This is a genomic window from Paraburkholderia sp. WC7.3g, from assembly GCF_050436345.1.
Taxonomy (GTDB): domain Bacteria; phylum Pseudomonadota; class Gammaproteobacteria; order Burkholderiales; family Burkholderiaceae; genus Paraburkholderia; species Paraburkholderia podalyriae.
In genome coordinates this window covers 1,984,235-2,006,408 of sequence record NZ_JBNDMA010000002.1, presented here as the reverse complement: position 1 = coordinate 2,006,408, position 22,174 = coordinate 1,984,235, and the positions used below count along the sequence as shown (strand labels likewise).

Sequence of the window (22,174 nt, the reverse complement as noted above, 5' to 3'; positions counted from 1 at the left end):
GTGACCGGCGCAATCAAAGGTGCCGCGTTTGCGTAGGCGGATTGCCCCAGTCGTCGTGTAGCCCATCGCGATAGGTGACTGGCGCATTCAGTGCCGCGTCGAGATCGAGTTCATCGATGCACATGATGTTCACGTTGATATACGAATACCCGGTGCCGTTCGGCATATCGATGCGATCGAATACGTGGACCCCGCAGCGTTTGCAGAACGGGTGATGCGCGACCCGATTGTTACCCTGATATTCGCTCAGCGCGGCTTCGTCGCAGAGCAGACGAAAGTCTTCCCGGCGAACCTGCACGTGCCAGAATCGCAGCCTGCTGCAGTAGCTGCAATTGCATTTCGACGTGCCGTTGTCGAAGTCGATGCGAGCTTCGAACTTGACGAGTTGGCAATGGCAACTGCCGAGGTACGTGCGCAGCATGGGGTTCTCCGAGGTTGAGGGCCGCTGCAATTATGGACGGCACGACTTCGTGCTGCCAATGCACGAACCAGCACAACCCTCGCGGTAATGGCGGTCGCGCAGCGCCCGCCCTCCAAAAAAAGTGCCTGTTCGCTATCGCATAAAAACATGTAGGATACTGTATATCCATACAGGTATTTTCGTAAATGACAGCCGCCCTGCCAGCACCGGAAGCCATTCACCCGTCCTTGTGGCGGGCGTCCCAGCTTGGCGCTGGCCGCGGCCGCAGCGTCGATACCGGCTATCCGGCCTTGTCGGCGGAATTGCCCGGCGGCGGCTGGCCGCTGGGCGCGCTGGTCGATCTGCTCGTGCAGCAGGCCGGCGTCGGCGAACTGCGGTTGTTGCAGCCGGCGCTCAGCGCCGTCGGCGAGCGTCCGCTCGCCTTCGTGCAACCGCCGCATACGCCGGACGGCCTCGGGCTCAACTACATCGGCCTGTCGCTGCAGCAGGTGCTGCGAATCAATGCGCCGAAAACCGCCGACGCGCTGTGGTCGGCCGAGCAGATCCTGCGCGCCGGCAGTTGCGGCGCGCTGATCTTCTGGGCGCAGTACGCGCAGGCGTCGTCGCTGCGCCGTCTGCATCTGGCCGCGCAATCGTCGGAGACGCTTTTCATCATGGTGCGGCCGCTCGCCACCGCGCAAGATGCATCGCCCGCGCTGCTGCGGCTCGCGCTCAGGCCATCGGCCGAAGGTCTCACCATCGACATCGTGAAACGACGAGGGCCCGCTCGCGCAGAGCCCCTGTCGATTCCCCTTCAACCCACCCCCGTTCTGCTTTCCCGACATGCGCGTCTTTCTCGCCGTTCATCTGCCAAAGTTGCCGCTCGAGGTCTTCAGACCGAAGTGGTCACCTGAGCCCGCGCATGGCTGCGCGGTGCTGGAGAAAGACAAAGTGGTGATGGCCGACCCCGCCGCGCGCTCGGCAGGCGTGCGTCCCGGCATGAAGCGCGGCGGCGTGCTGACGCTGTCGCCGCAAACCGGCATGTATGAGCGCGATGGCGGCCGCGAGGCGGCGGCCCATCGCGAGGTGGGCATCGCGCTGATGCGCTTCTCGCCCGAAGTCGCGCTGCTCGATGAGGCGACGGTCGTCGTCGAGATCGGCGCGAGTCTGCGGCTCTTTGGCGGCCTGCTCGCGCTGTGTCGCGATGCGAAGGCCATCCTCGACGCGCTCGGCTTCACCGCGCGCATCAGTGCCGCGCCGACCGGCCAGGGCGCGTGGCTGCTCGCGAAGTATGGCAACCGCCGTGTGCTGAAGCTCGCGTCGCTCGAACGGCGTCTGTCCGCCCTGCCGATGCTCGCCGTGCCCGAAGTGCGCCCGTTCGCCGACTGGTTCACGGGCCTCGGTTGCGAACGCATCGCCGATCTGCGCCGCCTGCCCCGCGCCGGCTTGCAGCGCCGCTGCGGAGAACATCTGCTCGACTCGCTCGACCGCGCGTTCGGGACCGCGCCCGAACTGTTCGACTGGCTCGAACTGCCGCCCACGTTCTCGGCGCGCATCGAGATGCCCGACCGGCTCGAACACGCGGATGGCGCGGTGTTCGGCGCACAGCGGCTCGTCGTGCAACTGTGCGGATGGCTGTGCGCGAAACAGCTCGCGCTCACCGGCATTCGCCTGTCGCTCGAACACGAGCGCGGACGCGCTGCGATCGAGCCGACCACGATCGACATCGCACTCGGCGAGCCGAGCTGGCGCGAAGAACATCTGATGCGCCTGCTGAAGGAGCGGCTGCATCGTATCGAGCTCGCCGCGCCCGTGATTGCATTGCGGCTCGATGCATCGAACGTCGAGTCGGCCGCGCCCACGTCCGACACGCTGTTTCCCGAACCGGGCGGCTCGAAGGAAGATCACGAGCGCCTGCTCGAACTACTGGTCGCGCGGCTCGGCGACGAGAACGTGCTGAAACCCGCGCCGAGCGCCGATCATCGGCCGGAGATTGCGAACCGCTGGCTGCCGGTCTCGCAGCCGCTCAAGCCCGCGCCGCTGCCGCAGAATCTGCCCCGCCCGACGTGGATGCTCGACACGCCGGTGCGTCTGCTGATGCGCCAGCACCGTCCGTTCTATGGCTCGCCGTTGCGCATGGTGTCGCCGGGCGAGCGCATCGAGAGCGGCTGGTTCGACAGCGAACTCGTCACGCGCGATTACTTCGTCGCGCAGGCGGACGACCAGAGCTGCTACTGGATCTACCGCGAACGGGTGAGCAGCCGCGACGCGGAAGAAGAGCAACGCTGGTATCTGCATGGCCTGTTCGGCTGACAGGCGCGGATGAGCGGCCATGGATACCACCTTCGCGATGCTGCCGGCGTATGCCGAGCTGTTCTGCTTTTCCAACTTCACGTTTCTGCGGGGCGCGTCGCACGCCGAGGAACTCGCCGAGCGTGCCGCGCAACTCGGCTACTCCGCGCTCGCGATCACCGATGAATGCTCGCTCGCGGGAGTCGTGCGCGCGCATGTCGCGGCGAAAGAAGCGAAGCTGCCGTTTATCGTCGGCTCGTATTTCCGGCTCGTCAATGCCGATGGTTCGCCGGCGTTCGGCCTGATCCTGCTCGCCCGCAACCGCAACGGCTACGGCAATCTGTCCGAGCTGATCACGCTGGCGCGCATGCGCGCGCCCAAGGGCGAATACCGGCTCACGCCGCAGGATCTGTCGCGGCCGGAGAAGGCGTATCGCCACCTGCTCGGCATGCCCGACTGCCTCGCGATTCTCGTGCCGGATTTCCCGGCCAGCGAAGACGCGCTCGACGCGCAGGTCGAATGGCTCGACGAAACGTTCACCGGCCGCGCATGGGTCGGCCTCGTGCTCCATCAACGCGCGATGGACGACCTGCATCGCGGCGCGGTCGAGTTCGTCGCGCGCAGCCGGGATGTGCCCGTCGTCGCGCTCGGCGAAGTCGTGATGCACGTGCGCTCGCGCAAGCCGCTGCAGGACACGATGACCGCGATCCGTGTCGGCAAACCGGTCCATCAGTGCGGCTATGATCTCGCGCCGAACGCCGAGCAGCATCTGCGCTCGAGGTTGCGGCTCGCCAACCTGTACCCGGAAGACGCGCTGGCCGCGACGCTCGACATCATGAGCCGCTGCACGTTTTCGCTCGACGAGTTGCGCTACGAGTATCCCGACGAGCTGGTGCCGCCCGGCCATACGCCGGCCTCGTATCTTCGCCAGGAGACCTACATCGGCGCGCAGCGGCGTTTTCCGGCGGGCATTCCGCATCACGTTCAGCAGCAGATCGAGCACGAACTCGAACTGATCGCGGACTTGCAGTACGAGCCGTATTTCCTGACGGTCTACGACATCGTCCGCTTCGCGCGCAGTCAGCACATTCTGTGTCAGGGACGCGGGTCGGCCGCGAACTCGGCGGTCTGCTACTGCCTCGGCGTGACCGAAGTGGACCCCGCGCGCGGCAACATGCTGTTCGAGCGCTTCATCAGCAAGGAGCGCGGCGAGCCGCCCGATATCGACGTCGACTTCGAGCATCAGCGGCGCGAAGAAGTGATCCAGTACATCTATCGCAAGTACGGCCGCGACCGGGCCGCGATCGCGGCGGCGGTGTCGACCTATCGTCCGCGTGGCGCGCTGCGGGAAACCGGCAAGGCGCTCGGCGTCGATCCGCAGATCGTCGACGCGGTCGCGAAGTCGCATCACTGGTTCGATACCAGTCGCGATCTGCTCGCACGCTTCGCGGAATCCGGCCTCGATCCGGACCAGCCCTTGATTCAGGCATGGGCGAAGCTCGCCTCGCAACTGCTGAATTTTCCGCGCCACCTGTCGCAGCATTCGGGTGGCTTCGTAATCAGCCGCGGCAAGCTCACGCGGCTCGTGCCGGTGGAAAACGCGGCGATGGCGGACCGCTCGGTGATCGAGTGGGACAAGGACGATCTCGAATCATTGGGCTTGCTCAAGGTCGACGTGCTCGCGCTCGGCATGCTGTCCGCGATCCGGCGCACGCTCGACCTCGTTTCGGAACAGCGTGGAGAACGCTTCGAAATGCAGGACATCCCCGCCGAAGATGAGGCGACCTACGCGATGATTTCGGCCGCCGATACGGTCGGCGTGTTCCAGATCGAATCACGCGCGCAGATGAGCATGCTGCCGCGCATGCAGCCGCGCAAGTTCTACGACCTCGTGATCGAAGTTGCGATCGTGCGGCCCGGTCCGATTCAGGGCGGCGCCGTGCATCCCTATCTGCAGCGCCGTCAGGGCTTCGAGCCCGTGACCTATCCGAGCGACGCGTTGAAGACCGCGCTGGGCCGCACACTCGGCGTGCCGATCTTCCAGGAGCAGGTGATGCAGGTGGCGATTCTCGCGGCCGGCTTCACCGCCGGCGAAGCCGACCAGCTGCGACGCGCGATGGCCGCGTGGAAACGCAAAGGCGGACTCGAAAAATACTACGACCGTATCGTGCTCGGCATGCAGGAGCGCGGTTACGACCAGGCCTTCGCGGAAGCGATCTTCGAGCAGATCAAGGGCTTCGGCGAATACGGTTTCCCCGAAAGTCACGCGGCCAGTTTCGCGTTGCTCGTCTATGCGAGCAGCTGGCTCAAGTGTCACGAACCGGAGGCCTTTCTCGCCGCGATGCTGAACAGCCAGCCGATGGGCTTCTATTCGCCGTCGCAACTGGTTCAGGATGCGCAGCGGCATGGCGTCACGGTGTTGCCGGCCGATGTGACGATCAGCGGTTGGGATTCATCGCTCGAACACCGTGCGGGCGCGACACGCCCCGCCGTGCGTCTCGGTCTTTCGCTGCTGCGCGGCATGAAGGACGGCGCCGCGGAACGAATCGAGAACGCGCGCGCGGTTCGTCCGTTCGCGAGCGTCAACGATCTCGCGCGCCGCGCGCAACTCGATCGCAAAGACCTGCATGCGCTCGCGGACGCGAATGCGTTGGCATCGCTCGCGGGAAACCGCCGCGAAGCGCTGTGGCAGTCGGTCGTCGCGGTGCCGGACAAGGATATGCTCGCGGCCGCGGCGACGCAGGACGAAACGCCCCAACTGGGCGCACCGAGCGAAGCGAACGACATCGTCGCCGACTATCGCTCGCTCGGCCTGACGCTCAACCGCCATCCGCTGGAACTGCTCAGGCCGCAGTTGCTCGCGAACCGGCTGATGCCGGCCTCGACGCTGCGGACCTATCGCGACGGCCGCCTCGCGCGCGGCTGCGGACTGGTGACGGTGCGTCAGCGTCCCGGCACGGCCAAGGGCGTCGTGTTCGTCACGCTCGAAGACGAGACGGGCAACGTCAATGTGATCATCTGGCCGAGTCTGCTCGAAAAACAGCGCAAAGAAGCGTTGGGCGCCGCACTGCTCGCCGTGTACGGCACATGGCAGTGTCAGGGAGAAGTACGGCACCTCGTGGCGCAGCGGCTGGTCGACATGTCTCATCTGCTGGGCGAGTTGCAAACGACGAGCAGAAACTTCTGCTGACGCGAGCGCGCAAATGCGTATCATCGGAACAGCAAACGGAGGCATCCATGTGCTATTCGGCTCAGATTCTGGCGGACTACCGGCGCTATGTCCGCATGTTCGGCGCGCAGATGAGCATCGAGGAATTCGCGCGTCTTTTCTTCGAACGCGCGCAGGACGGTCAGGCCAAAATTCCCAAAGCGATGGAAGACGCCTTCTCCGAACCGCAGTCCGACGCGGAACGGGAAATCTGGGCGCTGATCGAACGCTTCAGATCGCGGCAGACGGTGAAGCTCGAACAGGAACTGTTCAAACAGCGCACCCGCTTCGCCGATGCCGAGCGCTCGCTGCAAATCAAACCCACCAAGGCGGCGACCGGGAGCAAACGGATCGCAAAAGACAAGATCGAGCGCACGCTCGAGCGACTCGACGAACTCCGGCGAATCGATCCCAAAGCAGACGACTCGCGCATCTTTCCAGGCTACTACGCGCCTGTGATGGTGATGGAAAACGGCCAGCGCGTCGTCAAGCCGATGCGCTATCAGTGCCGCGTTGCTGGCAAGCCCGCATCGTACGACGCTCGCTATCCCGGCACGTACAACGCTCGTCGGGACAGTCTCGAAGGTTTCTGGAAAGCGCTATTCGGCTATTCGCATGGACTTGTGCTGGCCAGCGCCTTCTATGAGAACGTGTCGCGCGCGCGGATGGAAGGCCGTGAGCTCGCACCCGGCGAGAAAGATGAAAATGTCCGGCTCGAGTTCAGCCCCAATCCGCCACACGACATGCTGGTCGCATGCTTATGGTCCCGCTGGAGCGGCCAAGGTGAGCCGGATTTATTGTCGTTCGCCGCAATCACCGACGATCCGCCACCCGAGGTTGCCGCCGCCGGGCATGATCGCTGCATCATTCCGATCAAGCCTGAGCATATCGACGCGTGGTTGAATCCCGATCCGCGCGATCTGCAAACGCTGTACGCGATTCTCGATGATCGGGATCGGCCGTTCTACGAGCATCGGATCGCGGCGTGAACGCGCCACGCGGGAACTTGAACCTCATTCACGAATCACCTGAATACGCCCCGCCTTGATTGCCGCCTTCAAAACCGTCCAGTCCGCTTCATTCTGTTCCGCGTAAGCGAGCGCGAATTGCACGACGGCTTCGTCGAATGTATCCGACTTTCCGACATATCCACAGAGCAACGCCGGATCGCCGGCTTTCGCCATCGAATGGGCCAGCGCGTGAGCGCACGACACCGCGTATTCGCCGAGATCTTCGACGTCGAACGTGGTGAAGTCGAACGCGCCCTTCATGTCGCGCAATTGCCGCACATAGAAGTCATTGCCCGTGTGACGCATCTTCGACCAGCCGAGAAAAATGTCGCTGGCCGACTGCAGCAGACGCTGCCCGTTCACCACGCGCTGGCCGTGATTCGGATAACGGCTCGGCGGCAGGTAGCCCTCCAGCACGGAAGCCCGGGCCTCCTTCAGTTGCAGGAACAGTGGACACTCTGCGTCGGCCATGAACAGCGCCTCGTAACAACGCGTTCCCACCGACCCGATACCCACGACGCGAATGGCGACATCCACCAGTTCATAGCGATCGAACAGCGCGCGCCTGTCATCGGCAAGCGTCAAACGGTAGTCGGCGAAGAAGCGCCGTACCATCGCCTGATACTGTTTCTGTTCGTGCGGGTTCTCGAGCGGGACGTGGTACACGAGCGGGGGTACGTCCTTGATGCGAAGCTTGCCGTTCACAATCTCGGTCGTGTGAGTCATCACGGAGCGCGACGACTGCTGCCGCGCTTTTTCGATGACAGCCAGCTCTTTCTTTCTCTCCTCCACCGAATCGGCAATCGCCAGCATGCTCGCCGCCTTGAACTGACAGTACCAGACGTCGAGCGTGTCCATGCTGCTCAATTCGGCGAGCCGTTGCCGGAAGGTCTCGCATAGCCGGCGCACTACGCCGCGCTGGTCGCGAGTCGCAAAGCCGCGTTCGCGCGCGGCAATCACGAACGAGGCGGCGAGCCTGCGCACGTCCCAGTCAAATGGGCCCGGCAGAGTTTCGTCGAAGTCGTTGGGTCCGAAAAGAATGCGCCGCTCCGGACTCGCGAATAGTCCGAAATTGGCCAGATGCGCGTCGCCGCCCAGCTGCACGGTCACGTTGGAATGCGGCAGCTTCGACAGGTCGTGTGCCATCAGCGGCGCGGCGCCCCGATAGAACGCGAACGGACTCGCGACCATGCGCCCGTAGCGGATCGGGATCAGCTCCGGCACCCGGCCCGCGTTGGACGCGTCGAGCAAAGCGATGGGATCGCGAGCCTCGATCTTGCAGGTCGCCAGTTCCCCGCGCGGCGCCTTTCTGCGCGCCGCTTTGCCCTGCTCGACGCGCGCGGCCAGCGAGCCACGCCCCGCGAACAGCGTGGACGGATCTTGTTGCGCCGCCAGGGTCCCCGGATCGGTGCGATCCGTGGCGGGCTGGGTGGGTTTTGCAGCAGAGGAATCAGACACGCGTCACTCCTTTTTCGATTCAGGATCAGGCGGCCTGACGCCAGAGAATCGCGCCGGCTTCATTGTCGACAAAACGCGGCGTTTCACTACTATTGAACCCGATCCTGAAATATTCAATTGGACTATGGTCTCATAGCCGCGAGCCGCCCGAAGTTCAACCGATCGACGACAACCATGGAGACCACCGTGAGATTGATGGCCATCGTCGCAGCCCTTCTCGCCTTGATGCTTGCCGCGCCAGTTCTCGCCGCCGAGGTCGGCTTCGAGGAGGTCGAAATACCTGATGGCGCCGAGCCGCCGCTCACTGCGGGAATCTGGTATCCGACCGATGCGCCGGCAACGCCGCACGCGTTGGGCAATGTCACCCAGACCGTCGCGCCCGACGCTCCTATCGCGGGCCGTCAACTGCCGCTGGTGGTGCTGTCGCACGGTGGCGCAGGCTGGTACGGCAGCCATTACGACACGGCTCTCGCGCTGGCCCGCGCGGGCTTCGTCGCGGCGGCGGTCAGTCACGCCGGCGACACTTTCGATGATCAGAGCCGCGTGCTGCAACTGTGGCGCCGTCCCGCCCAGCTTCATCGGCTGGTGGATTACATGCTCGACGATTGGCGTGGGCACGAGCGGCTGGATGCGAACCGCGTCGGCGCGTTTGGCTTTTCCAACGGCGGCTTCACCGTGCTGGTGGCCACCGGCGGCATCCCGGATCTTTCGAAAATTGCGCCGTTTTGCGAAGTCCACCCGGAGCATGACCTGTGCGAAGCTTTGCGGCATGCGGGCGTCGACGTCCATTTCGGCGCGAATGTTCGCGCCGGCGTCTGGGTCCACGATGCGCGCATCAAGGCCGTCGTCATCGCGGCGCCCGCGTTCGGATTTGCTTTCGGCCGCGCGGGCTTGAGCGGCGTGCGCGCCCCGGTTCAGCTGTGGAGCGCCGTCGACGATCGGCATCAACCGCATCCCTGGTACGACGAGCCGATACGGGACCAACTGCCCCGCGCTCCCGACTATCGCGTGGTGGTCAACGCAGGCCACTACGACTCCCTGCCACCCTGCGATGCGCGTCTTGCGCGGATGCGGCCAGAGATCTGCGGCAGCGCACCCGGCTTCGACCGGGCGGCGTTCCATCGACGATTCAACGCCGATGTGGTGCGCTCGTTCGAGTCGATGCTGCGATAGGAAAGACTGCCGCGCGACGGCGTCATCGACTTCGCCGATGCCAGCCAGGGCCGCGCCGATTTAACCGAATTCGTCGTGTTGCGGCAGTTGGTCAGTGATGCAATACCACGGTGCCTTTGAACCTACGAAAATGTGGGCGGTAGCGGATACGGTGGGTGAGTCCGTGAGTGTTCCCAGTGTGACGTGAACGTACTGCCCCTGACGGACCACCGAGAACATAAGGCTTCCGCAAATTTTGCAGCGCACATCGTGCGACGCTCGCTCGTCGCCGAAAATCAACAGGCTGTCTTCGCCGCGAGTGATGCGCAGCTTGTCGCGCTCGATTCCCGCGAATGGTTTGAACGCCGAGCCGGTTGCGCGCCGACAGTTTGAACAGTGGCAGTTCAACGCATAGACGAATTCGTCCTCTACCGAGTAATGGACAGCAGCGCAAAGGCATCGGCCGGCAAGCAATCGTTTCATGGCTGCTCGTGAACACAAGGCACGTCGCAAATGGATTGGATAGTAAAGCAGCGCGATCCGTGCCGCTAGCGCCTGAAAATAACCTGCGCCGTGCCGACCTCGATCGGAGCAGAGGTGTGCTGGTGAACAATCTTCCATCCATCGGCTTGCAGCCTCAGTGTCATGGTCAGGCGATTGTCCATCGAACGCAGTTCCAGGCCGTCGGCGTCGACGGCTTTATACGTCGCGAAGGCGTGAACAACGGCGAGGTCCGTGGCGACGATCGTTTGCGCCGCGCTGAAGTTCACGTTCACACGTTCTGCACCCAGCGAACCGAACCAGCCCTCCACCATGGCCCGCCACGACGCGATACCGTGGTACGACCATGAGCCCCACATGTCGAAGACCACCGCCTCCCGGTCGTATAGCGCGACGAACGAGTCCACGTCTTTTGCCCATACCGCGGCCTGGTAGTCTGCCAGGACTTGCAGAACCGGATTGTCGAGTTTGTTCACGGCGTGTTCTCCTGAGTGGGATCGAGATGGAGGCCAGAACTGGCGCAAACAGCGGATCCGAAGTTCCTGACCGATTGTCTTACCGGGTAACGACGATCGACGAACCACCCGCTCGACATCCTGCGGAATAGATCTTCGATGCGATATTGCGTTGCATTGATCAGATCGCGTGCACGTCGCGGGCGGTCGGACCGGGGAGGTCCGACCGCTGCGCGGATTACTGGGCGGTCTGCTGACGTTGGTACTCGTCGTGCTTCATTTGCATGTAGTCGGCGCGGCTGACCTCGTGCAACTGCCGCGGATACTGCTCGGTCGCATCGAACCAGTCGGTGAGGCGTTTGTCGAGGCGTGCGTTGGGCGGGTTGGAAAGCGCGCCGAGATAGGCATCGATGGCGAGGTAATAGCGCATCGTGTTGCGTTCGACCAGACCGCGCACGCCGCCGATGTATCGAGTCTCGTTCGTCGACGGATCGGGCGTCGAGGAAAAGCCGACCTTGTTGCTGCCGATCGTCGCCAGATAGGTTTTCATCGCAAACCGTCCGGCCGCGCCGTATCCGTAGGCGTAAGTCAGATGAATAAAGGTGCGGCTATCACCCACGGGTATCGCTTCCAGCACGATACGGTAGTCTTTCGTGCTCAGCGGACCGGTGGCGGCGGTGAGCTCGACGCGAAAATAATCCGGGGTGCTCGCGACCGCGCGATAGTTGAATTGCAGGCGGTAGGACGACGAAAGTGATTCCTCGGTTTTCTTGCCGATGTTGACGGTGAGAACCGTACCGCTGTCGCCGGTCGACGCATGACAGTATTGCGTGTTCAGATGCAGGATCATCACGTCGCACCAGTTGGCCGGGCCATGAACCGGGTCGTTGAGCGCGCCGCTAACCACGGCGAAAGGATAGTTGAGCACACCGTAAATGTCCCCCTTGAGCGCCGACGGCAACTCCTGCGATTCGAGGTACAGCGGTCGCTGAAACTGGTTGTGCGCGAGTTGCTGCGTCAGATTTTGATATTTCTCGCGCAGGCGAGCGGCGCCGTCGTCCGCCTGCGCGAACGCGCTCACGCACAACCAGCAGAACATCGTCGTCAAGACCACCCACCACGATTGCGCGCGTCGGTTGGCCATTGGGGATTTAGCAAGTCTGCTCATGGACCTCCTCCTACTTTTGCTTGGGTTAGGTCTCACCCATCTTAGCTGCGAGCAGTCGTCACCAAGACCTCAAACGCACGCAGCCGGTCCATATTGCACTCCGATCATTCACAGAACGTGAATGATACCGCCATATTTTTGGTCTTTCTGCCACTAGAACGGAACCGTATAGTACGTTTCAACGAGCCGACGCATTGGGCACCGGCCGACGATGAAACCGGAGAAAGAACATGCAACGTCTGACAGGAAAAGTCGCTATCGTCACTGGGGCCAGCGCAGGTATCGGTCGTGCTGCCGCAAAATTGTTCGCAGCAGAAGGTGCAAAGCTTGTGTTGGCGGCACGTCGCGAAGCCGAACTCGAGACGCTCGTGGCCGAGATTGCACGCGAAGGCGGTACGGCTGTGTCGCTGGCAGGGGACGTGCAATCCGAAGAGTTCGCGAAATCGCTGGTCGCACTCGCCGTCAGCCGCTTCGGCCGTCTGGACATCGCCTACAACAATGCGGGGACGCTCGGGGAAATGGGACCGTCCACTGGCGTCTCGGAAGCAGGCTGGACAGCCACGCTAGCCACCAACCTGACGAGCGCGTTTCTCGGCGCCAAGTATCAGATTCCTGAAATGATCAAGCAAGGCGGTGGCTCGATCATCTTCACGTCGACGTTTGTCGGCTACTCGTTCGCCTTCCCTGGGAGTGCCGCCTATGCCGCGAGCAAAGCAGGACTGATCGGACTGACGCAAGCGCTCGCGGCTGAATACGGCCCGCAAGGCGTGCGCGTCAACGCGATCCTCCCGGGCGCAGTGGATACCGAGATGTATCGCGGCATGAACGATACGGCCGAATCGCAGACGTTCGTGACAGGACTGCACGCGCTGAAGCGGGTTGCCAAGCCGGAAGAAATCGCACGCTCGGCGCTCTACCTCGCTTCCGACGATTCGTCCTTCGTGACGGGTACGGCTTCGTTGGTCGACGGTGGGGTTTCGATTACGCGCACATGAGCTTGATGAAGACGGCGTCCGTGCGGGTGCCGGAGATTCGATGACAACGCACGAACGCGTGTTGGGCTTACGCGTCGATGATGTCGGCTCGCGTCCGGGAGTCTGGTCTCGGATGCGCGGCCGACATCGGAGCGTTCGGGCGAGCGGAGACTGACGTCGACTGATGGGCGAACACGGTCCGATGCTGAACCGACGACGCAGGTCATCATCGGCCCGGCAGCATTCGTCAGAAGACGCCCCACGACTGTCTCGACCCAATGCGAGGGCTATGGCAGGTTGCAAACTGGAAGGGCCATTCGCGCGGCGTCTCCGCCGGCGAGTTGCCGGCCTTTGCGGTCATTGATGTGTGGGTGTGCGGGACTGGGCTGAAGACCGCTAACCGGGCATTCGCCAACCATCCGCCCTGAATCTCGTGCTCCGTTCGGCGAACGCGTACTTGCGACCCTGAACCGCCTTTCAGACTCGCGACACCACGACGGCCGCTTCGGAGGCGCAACCTGTCGTCTGGTGTCTGGCGATGCCCCGAAGCACACGGCGGATCGTCTAAACTGCAGAATTGACGAACATGGCCATTCGCTCGGCTACCCCGCCATGGCGCACATCTTCTTCGCTGCTTCGATTCAACGGCATATCGCAACGCCCGAACGCGAGATCGACGCGTGCACGCTCGGCGAAGCACTCGAGGCCGTCTTCGCCGCGCAACCTCGACTGCGCGGTTACATCTTTGACGATCAGGGCTCACTGCGAAGGCATCTCGCCGTGTTTGTCGACGGCCGGCCGGTGCGCGACCGACAACATCTGTCCGATGCGCTCGGCGAGGAAAGCCGGGTTTACGTCATACAGGCGTTGTCGGGCGGATAAGAAGGTTCCACTCGTACTCGAGCTTTGCATGGGACCAGAGTAAGCGCTAAAGCGCCAACTTGGGTCGACAGGAGACACTCGACATGAGCGATCGATTGCTTGTTGCAACCCGCAAGGGATTGTTCGTTCTGCAAGCCGACGGCGAGGGGGGCTGGACCCTCGGTGAGCCGTATTTCGTCGGTGAGCCGGTGAGCATGGTGCTGCCTGATCCGCGCGACGGATCGCTGTACGCCGCGCTCAATCTCGGCCACTTCGGCGTGAAGCTGCATCGCCGGCGCGCGGGCATGGCGGATTGGGAAGAGTGCGCGGTCCCCGTCTACCCGCCGCAGCCTGCCGACGAGACGCGTACCGGTGGCGGCGCGGACAATGCGAACGCGGCCGCGCCCAGTCCGCCGCCGCCGTCCTGGACGCTTCAGCAAATCTGGTCGCTCGAAACCGGCGGCCCGGACGAGCCGGGCGTCCTGTGGGCCGGCACGATTCCCGGTGGGCTCTTCCGTTCCGACGATGGCGGCGACACATGGGTGCTCAACCGTGCGCTGTGGGATCGCGCGGAGCGCCGCGAATGGTTCGGAGGCGGCTACGACGCGCCGGGCATCCATTCCGTGATGGTCGATCCGCGCAACAGCCGGCACGTGACGATCGGCGTGTCGTGCGGGGGCGTCTGGCAAACGGCCGACGGCGGTGCGACCTGGCGCCCGAGTGCCGAGGGCATGGAGGCCGACTACATGCCGCCAGAGCGGCGCGGCGACGCCAACGTGCAAGACCCGCACCGCGTCGTGCAATGCGCGGCAAATCCGGATGTGCTGTGGACACAGCATCACTGCGCGATCTTCCGCTCGACCGACGGCGCTGTCCACTGGCAGCGGATCGAAGCGCAGCCATCGAGCTTCGGCTTCGCGGTTGCCGTGCACCCGCGCGAGCCGGACACCGCGTGGTTTGTGCCCGCCGTGAAAGACCAGTACCGGATCCCGGTAGACGGCCAGTTCGTCGTCACGCGCACACGCGACGGAGGCCGCACGTTCGAGCGTTTCTCGAACGGGTTGCCGCCTGCACCGGCGTATGACCTCGTGTATCGGCACGGGCTCGCTGTAGATGACTCCGGCACGCGCCTCGCGATGGGGTCGACCACCGGCGCGTTATGGACGTCCGACGATGGCGGCGAAAGCTGGCATTTGATTTCAGCGCATTTGCCGCCGGTATATTGTGTTCGGTTTGGATGAGGGCGCGCGGCGGGCTGGTGAGACATGAAACACGCCTCCATTGCCATTCATGCGCCGGACATAGCCTGAATCCGTGCATCGGCGTGATGGATCGATACTTCGGGCCATACGCGCCGGCGAACCGCTTTGTGTAGCTCGGCTTGTCACAAGAGACCTTTTGACACTTCGCCGAACGTCTGATCAGCACCAGTCGTCACGCGGACGCCCCTGCGCGGGAGACAGCTTGTGGCGGAGGACGCAGTTCATTTTCGCCAAACGGTATCGTCGGCAACGCACGAACTTCCAGCAAACAGTCGCGGAGCTTGCGCAAAGTCTGTGCCGCGTCGAGCGTGCATCGTCCCGAGGCGATACGTGTCACAAATGGCCAAATGCGGTGGAATAATGGCGCGCCGTGGGCGTTTGTAGATTAGGCGTCGCGTGCAAGGCCGCGAAGCCGTGGAACCGCGAAAGGGAATCGTCAGCCGCGCACAGCGGTTGCGTCCCCGTTTTGCAGGAGGTTGTCTGTCCTTTTTGTAAACGTTCACCGGCGTCGCGGCACTTGCCGCTAGCGATCCACGACTCGCCGGCTCAACGCGTGGCCGCGCGACAAGTCAGTCGCGTTTGCCGTGCAGGAGAGTTCTAAATGAAAGTATCAAGACTGCTATCGGCCGTATGCGTGATCATCGCGCTAGGAGTCGCATCGTTGTCGTTGGCCGCGTGCCAGTCCATGGGCGACACGAGCTCGTCGGGCAGCAGCAGCGGCACCAGCAGCGGCGGCGGCTATTGATGCGCGCTCGGGCGACCGTCGGCGCCGCGTGAACCCCGAAGGGGAAGTGATATCGCGGCTCCCGCAGCCGCGGCGCTATGCGAGTGCGCTGACGGGCGACTCAGTCTGGGCTGACCATCTGGTTCACGATACGGCCGAGCGGGCGCTCGCGCGCTGGAAAGGCTTCGGCCCGACCGCAATCTGCGTGCATGGCTGCTGACGGTCCTGCGACACATTGTCTGACAGGCTCGTGAGGAAAATGCCGGCATCTTCTTCTGGGACGAATCTGGCTTTCGGGCCGCTTCTTGAGTAGAGCAGCCGGTTGAATGACCATCTAAGCGCACGGGCGAACGACCTTAGGTGGCCGAGCCCGGAAGCTCAATCAAGCGGTGACTCCCGCCTTCTTTCGTCCAGCAGGCGTAGTTTGTCGCGACGACGGCGCGCCAGAAAATGGCTTAGTTTTGGACGTTTTTCCCGTAATCTTCCCAGTACCGAAGCGGATCGCGATATTGTGGATAGTGTACGTTGAGCCACGCCGACAGTCTGGCCCAGTCTGGATGGTTGGTACCGGTTTGGGCAGACCATATTGACGATCTTTCAAGAACCTGACCGTTCAAGCGATCACGGACAACCAGGCTGGCCAGTCCGCTTGAACTGTTCGTCTGTGATTCAATCAGATACCGCGGCAGAATCCTGAGCTCCGCGTCCTCCGCCCACCCGTATACCGCGCGAACTACGCCGGTGGAATCTCGCAACTCCGTGGGTCCACTTCCAGGCCGAACGGCTGTCCAACCCTCAGGAAACTCAGCGACAACCTCGTTTTTTCCTTCCCTTACCCACTTCGCGTGCCATGCTTTCGCCATCGCCTCGCGTACGTGAGACACCGACTCGTAGCCAGTAGGCAACTCGATCGCCATCGGAAGAGTAATGAGGTTGTCCTTCCAGAGTTTGGTTTCGTTGTCGACGCGCTCGACTACGTCGAACGCCCCGGCTTCGAATGGGTTCTCGGGCCGGTGGCTTACTTTCACGTTCCCGTTGGGCAGGCCTTCGAAAAGGCGCTCAGCATCGTGGCGGGTGAGTTTTGTCTTTCCTTTCTTCATGGTCTCACTACAGCAAGATTGTCTCACTAAGATTGAGGCTCTGACGTCCAAACTCGGGCGCCACGTCCTCTCGGTGCGCGAAGATGCGCGCGATTCTATTCTGCGCCATTTGCCTGTTACCGGCTCGCGGGGTCGCAATGGCGCGGCTTATGCCGGTTCATACCGCCGGACCTCAGATGGATCGAGCAACGCAAGTCAGAGGATGAGCGGACAGGCGATTATCGACTTCTCGCTAACGCTCATTCTACGAGACCGGTTAACGAAGGAGGTGGCAGAATCCGGGCAACTGAATGCCCGAATACGACCCGATCCGGCCGTTGGATCCCGCACCAGCTTAACGGCAGCTTTCGAGGGTTGAACGGCCATTCCTGCTGCCGCGGCGACCGACACACATCCCCGCTTGAAGAGGTACCAGCAAGCACCGGGGCATGGGGAAATACCGGTTGGTCTTTCGAAACGCGCTGCTACCATTAGGCTGTGTTGTGCGGTATGGCGGCCTTCGCGCCTTGCCTGGTCGCAACAACCTGCGTTCCGCGACAACGACTTTCCACGAACCATGTTTCGGGAGGGATCATGTCGCGTCATTCATCCAGACTGGCGATCCAGTCGCCCCCAACCCCACGCAATGGGCTGTGCCTTACGCTGGCGTATGCCGGCGCGGCACTCATCGCGCCTCGGTCGCGGCCTGCCGCGTGGAACCGTGTTCTGCGCCCGCTGCCGCTTGCACTATGGGTGCCGCTCGCGCTCGCCGCGTGGTGTGTGCCGATGGCCCACGCGGCCGGACCTCTGCCGCAGGGCGGCACCTTCGTCCGGGGCCAGGGCGCGATCAGCAGCGGCACCACTTCGCTAACGATCGACCAGTCCTCGTCGCGCGGCGTGATCGACTGGCACAGCTTCTCGATCGGCAACGGCAACACCGTCGCCTTCAACAACGGGTCGGGCGCGACGCTGAACCGTGTAGCGGGCGGCGATCCGTCATCGATTCTCGGCAAGCTCACCGCCACCGGCAGCCTCTACCTGATCAATCCGCAAGGCATCCTCGTGGGGCCCTCGGGCGTGGTCAGCACGGGCGGACGTTTCGTCGCGTCCACCCTGGATATCTGCAACGACGCCTTCATCAACGGCGGCGATGCACTAACACTGTCGGGCAACTCGGACGCGAGCGTGATCAACCTCGGCCGGATCAGTTCCAGCGGCGGAGATGTGTTCCTGATTGCGCGTCAGGCAGTCATCAACGCCGGCACGGTAAAAGCGCCCAGCGGCACGGTGGAACTGGCGGCTGGCGAGACGGTGCTGTTGCAGGACTCGGCCAGCAGCAGACAGGTGTTCGTGCAGGCGGGCAGTCACGGCACCGTCGTCAACGAGGGGCGCATCAAGGCCGCGCAGGTCAGTCTTCAGGCTGCCGATGGGAACGTCTATGCGCTCGCGGGCAGCGGCACGCGCATCCGCGCGACGGGCACGACAACACGCGATGGCCACGTCTGGCTCATCGCGGAGAGCGGCCTTGTCAGGCAGCAAGGCAAGATCGCGGCAACGAATGCGGACGGCAGCGGCGGCACGGTCGACACGCAGGCGGCGCAGCTGGCGTTCGGCAGGCACGCAGCCGTTCACGCGGGCCAGTGGAATCTTTCAACGCCTGCTTTCACGATCGATGATGCTACGGCACGGACGTTGCAGCGCAGTCTGAGCGCGGGCACCTCGGTCGATGTCACGACAACGGGTGGCAACGGCGCAACGGGCGACCTGGGCATCGCTTCGAGCCTGCGCTGGCAGGGCCCGGCTTCGCTCACGCTTGCGGCATATCGCAATGTCTCCGTCACGAGCGGCACGACGATCGCGAACGACGGCGCGGGCAATCTGACCTTGCGCGCCGACACTACGGGCGTTGACAACGGTGGCAGCGTCTCCAACCTTGGCACCGTGGACTGGTCGAAGAGCACTGGCATCGTGAGCCTTCTCTACGACATGAACGGCCGCAACAGCCCCGGCACGCTGCTCGGCAACGCTTCATGGACCGCCCCGGTCTACAGCGGGCTGGTCACGCAAATCACCGGCTATAAGCTCGTCAATTCGCTGACCGATCTGCAGAACATATCGCTCGACCTCGCCGGCAACTACGCGCTCGGCAAGGACATCGACGCAAGTGCGACGAATGTCGCTTCCAATCCCTCCGGCGGCGTCGAGTTCGTCTCGCTGGGCAGCGCAGCGACCCCGTTCACGGGACAGTTCGATGGCATGGGACACGTCATCGCCCACTTCAGTCAGGATGAGTTTCACCTGCCGTCGGGGGCCCGGTCGAGCGGCCTGTTCGGCGAGATCGGAACCGCTGGCGTGGTACGCAACGTCGGCATGACGAACAGCGGGCTCACGGCCTTCCTGGGCGCTGACTTCAACAATCCCATTGCCATCACCTACGGGATCCTGGCGGGCCGCAACCTGGGCCTGATCACCTACGCGTACACGACCGGCTATCGGGGCGCCCCCCACTATGGCAACGTTCCAATCGGCGGCCTGGTGGGCATAAACGACGGTCTGATCGAGCGCTCGTGGAGCAGCGCTACCGTAGGCGACGCGGGCGAGGCAGGCGGGCTCGTCGGTATCAACGTCGGACGGATCGTTCAGTCATTCGCAACTGGCATTGTCAGCACCGGCATATTCGGCGTGCCGGGCGGCCTCGTCGGCGTGAACAGCGGTACGGTGTCGCAATCCTATGCAACGGGCGAGGTGCTTGGCGACCTCAGCGCGGGCGGCCTCGTGCATAGCAACTCCGGCGTGATCGAGCAGTCGTTCGCGACGGGGCTGGTTCGAGGCTTTTGCTGCATCCCGCCGGGCACTCCCAGCAGTTTCGGCGGCGTCGCAGCCTATAACCAGCCGGCCGCCAACGGCACGATCGCAATGAACGTCTACTGGGACAAACAGACGACGACCCAAACCGCCAGCGCCGGGACCGGCGACCAACTGCCCGCGTCGAACGGCCTCACGACCGCTCAGATGAGCAACCCGGCCAGCTTCGACGCATCGTGGGACTTCAGCCCGACCGGCGTGTGGGTCATGCCGGCCGGCGCGACCCATCCGATCCTGCGTTGGCAACTGGCCCGGTAGACGCTGCTGAGAACCCGCGGCCTGCACGAGCAGGGCTCCGCCGCGTCACGCGGCGGCATCTCAACGGCAGCTTTTTGGGGGAGGAGCCGACGTTCGAATGTCTGCCTGAACACGCGCGCGAGCGTCCGATGATGGCCGGCCTCTGCCTGACGCGATCAGCTCAGGTCGGCCTTGTGAACTGACTATCGAGTTTCGCGCAAAGCGGCCGTTATCATGCACATCCAGTATCAGGCGGCCGAGACCAGCACTGGTGTGCCGAGACAGAAGTCGTGCAGCTGTCAAGTCGATCGACGTCCATACTTCCAGGTAGCTGCGTCAACGGCAACACTCAAGTTTTTCTCTTCTGCTGTCGTATACCCGGAAAGTGTCGGGTAACGCATTACGCCCCTCATCCTGTCGACGCCGACGACTCCCTCATCCGGAAAATCAGATTTGGCGTAAGCCCTGACAACGACTCCAATCGGATCGGTAATGAGAAAGTACTTAGCTGTTTTCGCCATCGCAGGCACGATGTTGATATCTGGCTGTGCGACCGTTTCTACGATGTCGCCGACGACGACAACGAGTTCGGTTGATACGACGAAGGACTCGTATGCGTTGATGACGGTGACGTTAAAGAATGCGTATCACACCAGTTATCAGCCGAGCCCCATCGTGATGCACATGGAACGCGGAGCGGCAGACAGCCGCGAAGATCGGTTGAACTTCAAGTTTGACGACCAGGCAACAACGACGGGCGACGCCGGTAATCACTATTTCATTCGACTTCCGCTCGCCCCGGGAAAATATGTGATGCGCGGAATTACTGGGCAAAGCGGCATATTCCCGTTTCACGGCATGTTCTTCGCGCCGCTTCACGAGGTCGTCGACATCAAGCCGAACTCCATCGTGTACCTTGGGCACATCGATGCCACGGTCGTCGAACGCAAAGATGGCGAGTTGCGTGCCGGACCGATCATTCCGCTGATTGACCAGGCGGCAACCGGTTTCAGCGGCGGGACATGGGACATCGACGTGTCAGATCAGTTCGAGAACGACGTTACGGCATTCAAAAAACAGTTTCCGGCCCTGACCAATGCGTCCGTCGAACGTGACGTGCTTCCCGCCTGGGATAAGCAGAAAGCGACCGAGTGGTGGACTAATCACTGAGTTCGCTGTCGCCGTGTCCGTTGCGCACACGACGGCCGTATCACTGCGTGATCGCCCGCCGCACATTACGGGCGATCCACGCCGTAAGACCGGAGCGGCCCGCGATCGAAAGGGTACGACGCGGCCCGAGCACGATGCCGCCGATCACCAGCGCGAGGAGCAGCGCGACATGCGGCGCCTCGACGAGCGACGCGAGTACGGTGCTGGCCGATGACCGCAAGGCCCCCCGCGCCGCCGGCAATGCGGCAGTCTGGTTCGCCAGGACCAATGCGGTTCGCGATGCCTCCATGCGTTCCAGAATAGTCACCCGGGCCAGTTCGTGCGTATGATCTGACTGATTCATTTGAGCGACTCCCTGAGAGCGTCGAGATCGCTGTCGATCTCGGCCTTGAGGACGTGAAGCGATTGCGCCGGTTTCTGCGCCCGCACGACGAGGAAAGAAACGATGCAGACGAGCAGCCACGCGCCGGCCACACCCCACACCACCGCAAGAAAGTAAGGCGTCTGCCACGCTGTAGCGATGATCGCGATACAAATGAAGGACAGCGTGAACAGGCCCGCGACTGCCAACGCCACGAGTGCGCTCAGCTCGCGCACCAGACGCTTTCGCGTCTCCTCGACTTCCAACGCGATCAGCTCGCTATAGTCGGTGACACGCTCGACGCAGAATCGCCCGACGTTGCGCCACCTCGTGACCTTCGCATGGATCGACATCCTGTTCTCCTCACGATTCGTTTGCGCCGGCCGGAATCTGCAGAGACTTCGTTCATCGACCGATAGAGCGAAGCGACGCCAGCGCTGAACGCACCGCAAGAGCCGGACCCGCGCTAGCCGATCGCACGCCGCGTGCCCGTTCCCGGACGGACGCCCGCACGCGTCCGCCATGGCGGCACAGGGCTTGCTCGAATCGGAGCAGACCATTTGCTCCGCGAGGACAGCATGACTCCGCTCCCCCCAACCGATCGCAGTGACCGCACCGACGGCGATAGCATCGGCGACACCGGCTCCGATATGGCTACCCCGGACGGACGCGCGATGCCGGCCACGCGTGAGAACCCCGGCCCGCACCACACGATGCACGACGCCCACCGCGGCGCACTGATCACGGTGACCGCGCATCAGAACGCCCGAGACGCCTGGATCGCCGACGTGTCGATTTCCTGCGAGGGTCGGCCGATGGCGCTACCCGCGGGTCTGGCCAATGCGGAGCCCGTGACGCCGGAATGGCTCACCGAGGCCGAAGCGTTGCGCGCCGGCATTGAACGGGGCCGCTATCTGATCGACCGGACGCTGGGCGACGCCTCCACACCGCTGTCGGCGCCGCAGCGGCGCTTTGACGAATAGCGGTGATTGGCGCT

At 63.3% G+C, this 22,174-nt stretch carries 20 protein-coding genes and 1 pseudogene; 13 read left to right on the top strand and 8 right to left on the bottom strand.

The window, feature by feature from the left end:
- Window positions 1–13: 13 nt before the first annotated feature.
- Window positions 14–421 (bottom strand): GFA family protein, encoded by a 408-nt coding sequence (locus OKW43_RS20680; RefSeq protein WP_429449484.1) that lies wholly within the window; start codon window positions 419–421, stop codon window positions 14–16.
- A gap of 185 nt (window positions 422–606) precedes the next feature.
- On the opposite strand from OKW43_RS20680, the gene imuA reads away from it, so the two are divergent.
- From imuA to OKW43_RS20660, 4 genes are read left to right on the top strand one after another with little or no spacing between them, the layout of a single operon-like run.
- The gene (gene imuA / locus OKW43_RS20675; RefSeq protein ID WP_429449482.1) at window positions 607–1,314 is read left to right on the top strand and encodes a translesion DNA synthesis-associated protein ImuA; all 708 of its coding nucleotides are present in this window, start codon (window positions 607–609) and stop codon (window positions 1,312–1,314) included.
- Entirely contained in the window at window positions 1,244–2,713 is a 1,470-nt protein-coding gene (locus OKW43_RS20670; RefSeq protein WP_187632766.1) for a Y-family DNA polymerase, read from the top strand. Before imuA ends, OKW43_RS20670 begins: the two co-directional genes overlap by 71 nt.
- A gap of 19 nt (window positions 2,714–2,732) precedes the next feature.
- Window positions 2,733–5,882: an error-prone DNA polymerase gene (locus OKW43_RS20665; protein WP_187632767.1), complete on the top strand. Its 3,150-nt coding sequence runs from the start codon at window positions 2,733–2,735 to the stop codon at window positions 5,880–5,882.
- Window positions 5,883–5,929: 47 nt separating this feature from the next.
- Window positions 5,930–6,889, top strand: a complete 960-nt coding sequence (locus OKW43_RS20660) for an SOS response-associated peptidase family protein (protein WP_187632768.1) — start codon at window positions 5,930–5,932, stop codon at window positions 6,887–6,889.
- A 24-nt stretch (window positions 6,890–6,913) separates the two neighbouring features.
- Here the strand turns inward: OKW43_RS20660 and OKW43_RS20655 are convergent, their stop codons facing one another.
- The gene (locus tag OKW43_RS20655; protein ID WP_429449479.1) at window positions 6,914–8,368 is read right to left on the bottom strand and encodes a DUF2252 domain-containing protein; all 1,455 of its coding nucleotides are present in this window, start codon (window positions 8,366–8,368) and stop codon (window positions 6,914–6,916) included.
- Window positions 8,369–8,563: 195 nt separating this feature from the next.
- Between OKW43_RS20655 and OKW43_RS20650 the strand changes: the two genes are divergently transcribed.
- Window positions 8,564–9,541 (top strand): alpha/beta hydrolase family protein, encoded by a 978-nt coding sequence (locus tag OKW43_RS20650; RefSeq protein WP_429449477.1) that lies wholly within the window; start codon window positions 8,564–8,566, stop codon window positions 9,539–9,541.
- 60 nt (window positions 9,542–9,601) lie between these two features.
- Here OKW43_RS20650 and OKW43_RS20645 read toward each other — a convergent pair whose 3' ends face one another.
- The 3 genes from OKW43_RS20645 to OKW43_RS20635 form a co-directional block, all read right to left on the bottom strand.
- Window positions 9,602–10,003, bottom strand: a complete 402-nt coding sequence (locus tag OKW43_RS20645; protein ID WP_429449475.1) for a GFA family protein — start codon at window positions 10,001–10,003, stop codon at window positions 9,602–9,604.
- A gap of 65 nt (window positions 10,004–10,068) precedes the next feature.
- Window positions 10,069–10,497, bottom strand: coding sequence for a YybH family protein (locus OKW43_RS20640; protein WP_429449473.1), 429 nt, complete (start codon window positions 10,495–10,497; stop codon window positions 10,069–10,071).
- Between the two features lie 217 nt (window positions 10,498–10,714).
- Entirely contained in the window at window positions 10,715–11,644 is a 930-nt protein-coding gene (locus OKW43_RS20635) for a hypothetical protein (protein ID WP_429449471.1), read from the bottom strand.
- 230 nt (window positions 11,645–11,874) lie between these two features.
- On the opposite strand from OKW43_RS20635, the gene OKW43_RS20630 reads away from it, so the two are divergent.
- From OKW43_RS20630 to OKW43_RS20610, 5 genes and pseudogenes are all read left to right on the top strand, one after another.
- Entirely contained in the window at window positions 11,875–12,639 is a 765-nt protein-coding gene (locus OKW43_RS20630; RefSeq protein ID WP_187632774.1) for an SDR family oxidoreductase, read from the top strand.
- A 591-nt stretch (window positions 12,640–13,230) separates the two neighbouring features.
- Window positions 13,231–13,500, top strand: coding sequence for a MoaD/ThiS family protein (locus OKW43_RS20625; protein ID WP_187632775.1), 270 nt, complete (start codon window positions 13,231–13,233; stop codon window positions 13,498–13,500).
- A gap of 83 nt (window positions 13,501–13,583) precedes the next feature.
- Window positions 13,584–14,720 (top strand): WD40/YVTN/BNR-like repeat-containing protein, encoded by a 1,137-nt coding sequence (locus tag OKW43_RS20620; protein ID WP_429449469.1) that lies wholly within the window; start codon window positions 13,584–13,586, stop codon window positions 14,718–14,720.
- Between the two features lie 622 nt (window positions 14,721–15,342).
- Complete coding sequence (locus OKW43_RS20615) at window positions 15,343–15,486, top strand: hypothetical protein (RefSeq protein WP_187632777.1); 144 nt, start codon at window positions 15,343–15,345, stop codon at window positions 15,484–15,486.
- 28 nt (window positions 15,487–15,514) lie between these two features.
- Window positions 15,515–15,702 (top strand): annotated as a pseudogene (locus OKW43_RS20610) (sigma factor); the annotation flags it as partial.
- Between the two features lie 218 nt (window positions 15,703–15,920).
- Here the strand turns inward: OKW43_RS20610 and OKW43_RS20605 are convergent.
- The gene (locus tag OKW43_RS20605; protein WP_187632778.1) at window positions 15,921–16,565 is read right to left on the bottom strand and encodes a hypothetical protein; all 645 of its coding nucleotides are present in this window, start codon (window positions 16,563–16,565) and stop codon (window positions 15,921–15,923) included.
- 765 nt (window positions 16,566–17,330) lie between these two features.
- Here OKW43_RS20605 and OKW43_RS20600 point away from each other — a divergent pair.
- Both OKW43_RS20600 and OKW43_RS20595 read left to right on the top strand, forming a co-directional pair.
- Entirely contained in the window at window positions 17,331–19,667 is a 2,337-nt protein-coding gene (locus OKW43_RS20600) for a filamentous hemagglutinin N-terminal domain-containing protein (RefSeq protein WP_429451740.1), read from the top strand.
- Window positions 19,668–20,138: 471 nt separating this feature from the next.
- The gene (locus tag OKW43_RS20595; protein ID WP_429449466.1) at window positions 20,139–20,816 is read left to right on the top strand and encodes a hypothetical protein; all 678 of its coding nucleotides are present in this window, start codon (window positions 20,139–20,141) and stop codon (window positions 20,814–20,816) included.
- 40 nt (window positions 20,817–20,856) lie between these two features.
- Here OKW43_RS20595 and OKW43_RS20590 read toward each other — a convergent pair whose 3' ends face one another.
- Together OKW43_RS20590 and OKW43_RS20585 are read right to left on the bottom strand one after the other, a co-directional pair.
- Window positions 20,857–21,159, bottom strand: a complete 303-nt coding sequence (locus OKW43_RS20590) for a hypothetical protein (protein ID WP_429449464.1) — start codon at window positions 21,157–21,159, stop codon at window positions 20,857–20,859.
- A complete protein-coding gene (locus tag OKW43_RS20585; protein WP_187632779.1) occupies window positions 21,156–21,530 on the bottom strand; it encodes a phage holin family protein in 375 nt (124 codons plus the stop codon). Before OKW43_RS20585 ends, OKW43_RS20590 begins: the two co-directional genes overlap by 4 nt.
- Before the next feature lie 225 nt (window positions 21,531–21,755).
- On the opposite strand from OKW43_RS20585, the gene OKW43_RS20580 reads away from it, so the two are divergent.
- A complete protein-coding gene (locus OKW43_RS20580) occupies window positions 21,756–22,160 on the top strand; it encodes a DUF6566 family protein (protein WP_429449462.1) in 405 nt (134 codons plus the stop codon).
- Window positions 22,161–22,174: the final 14 nt, after the last annotated feature.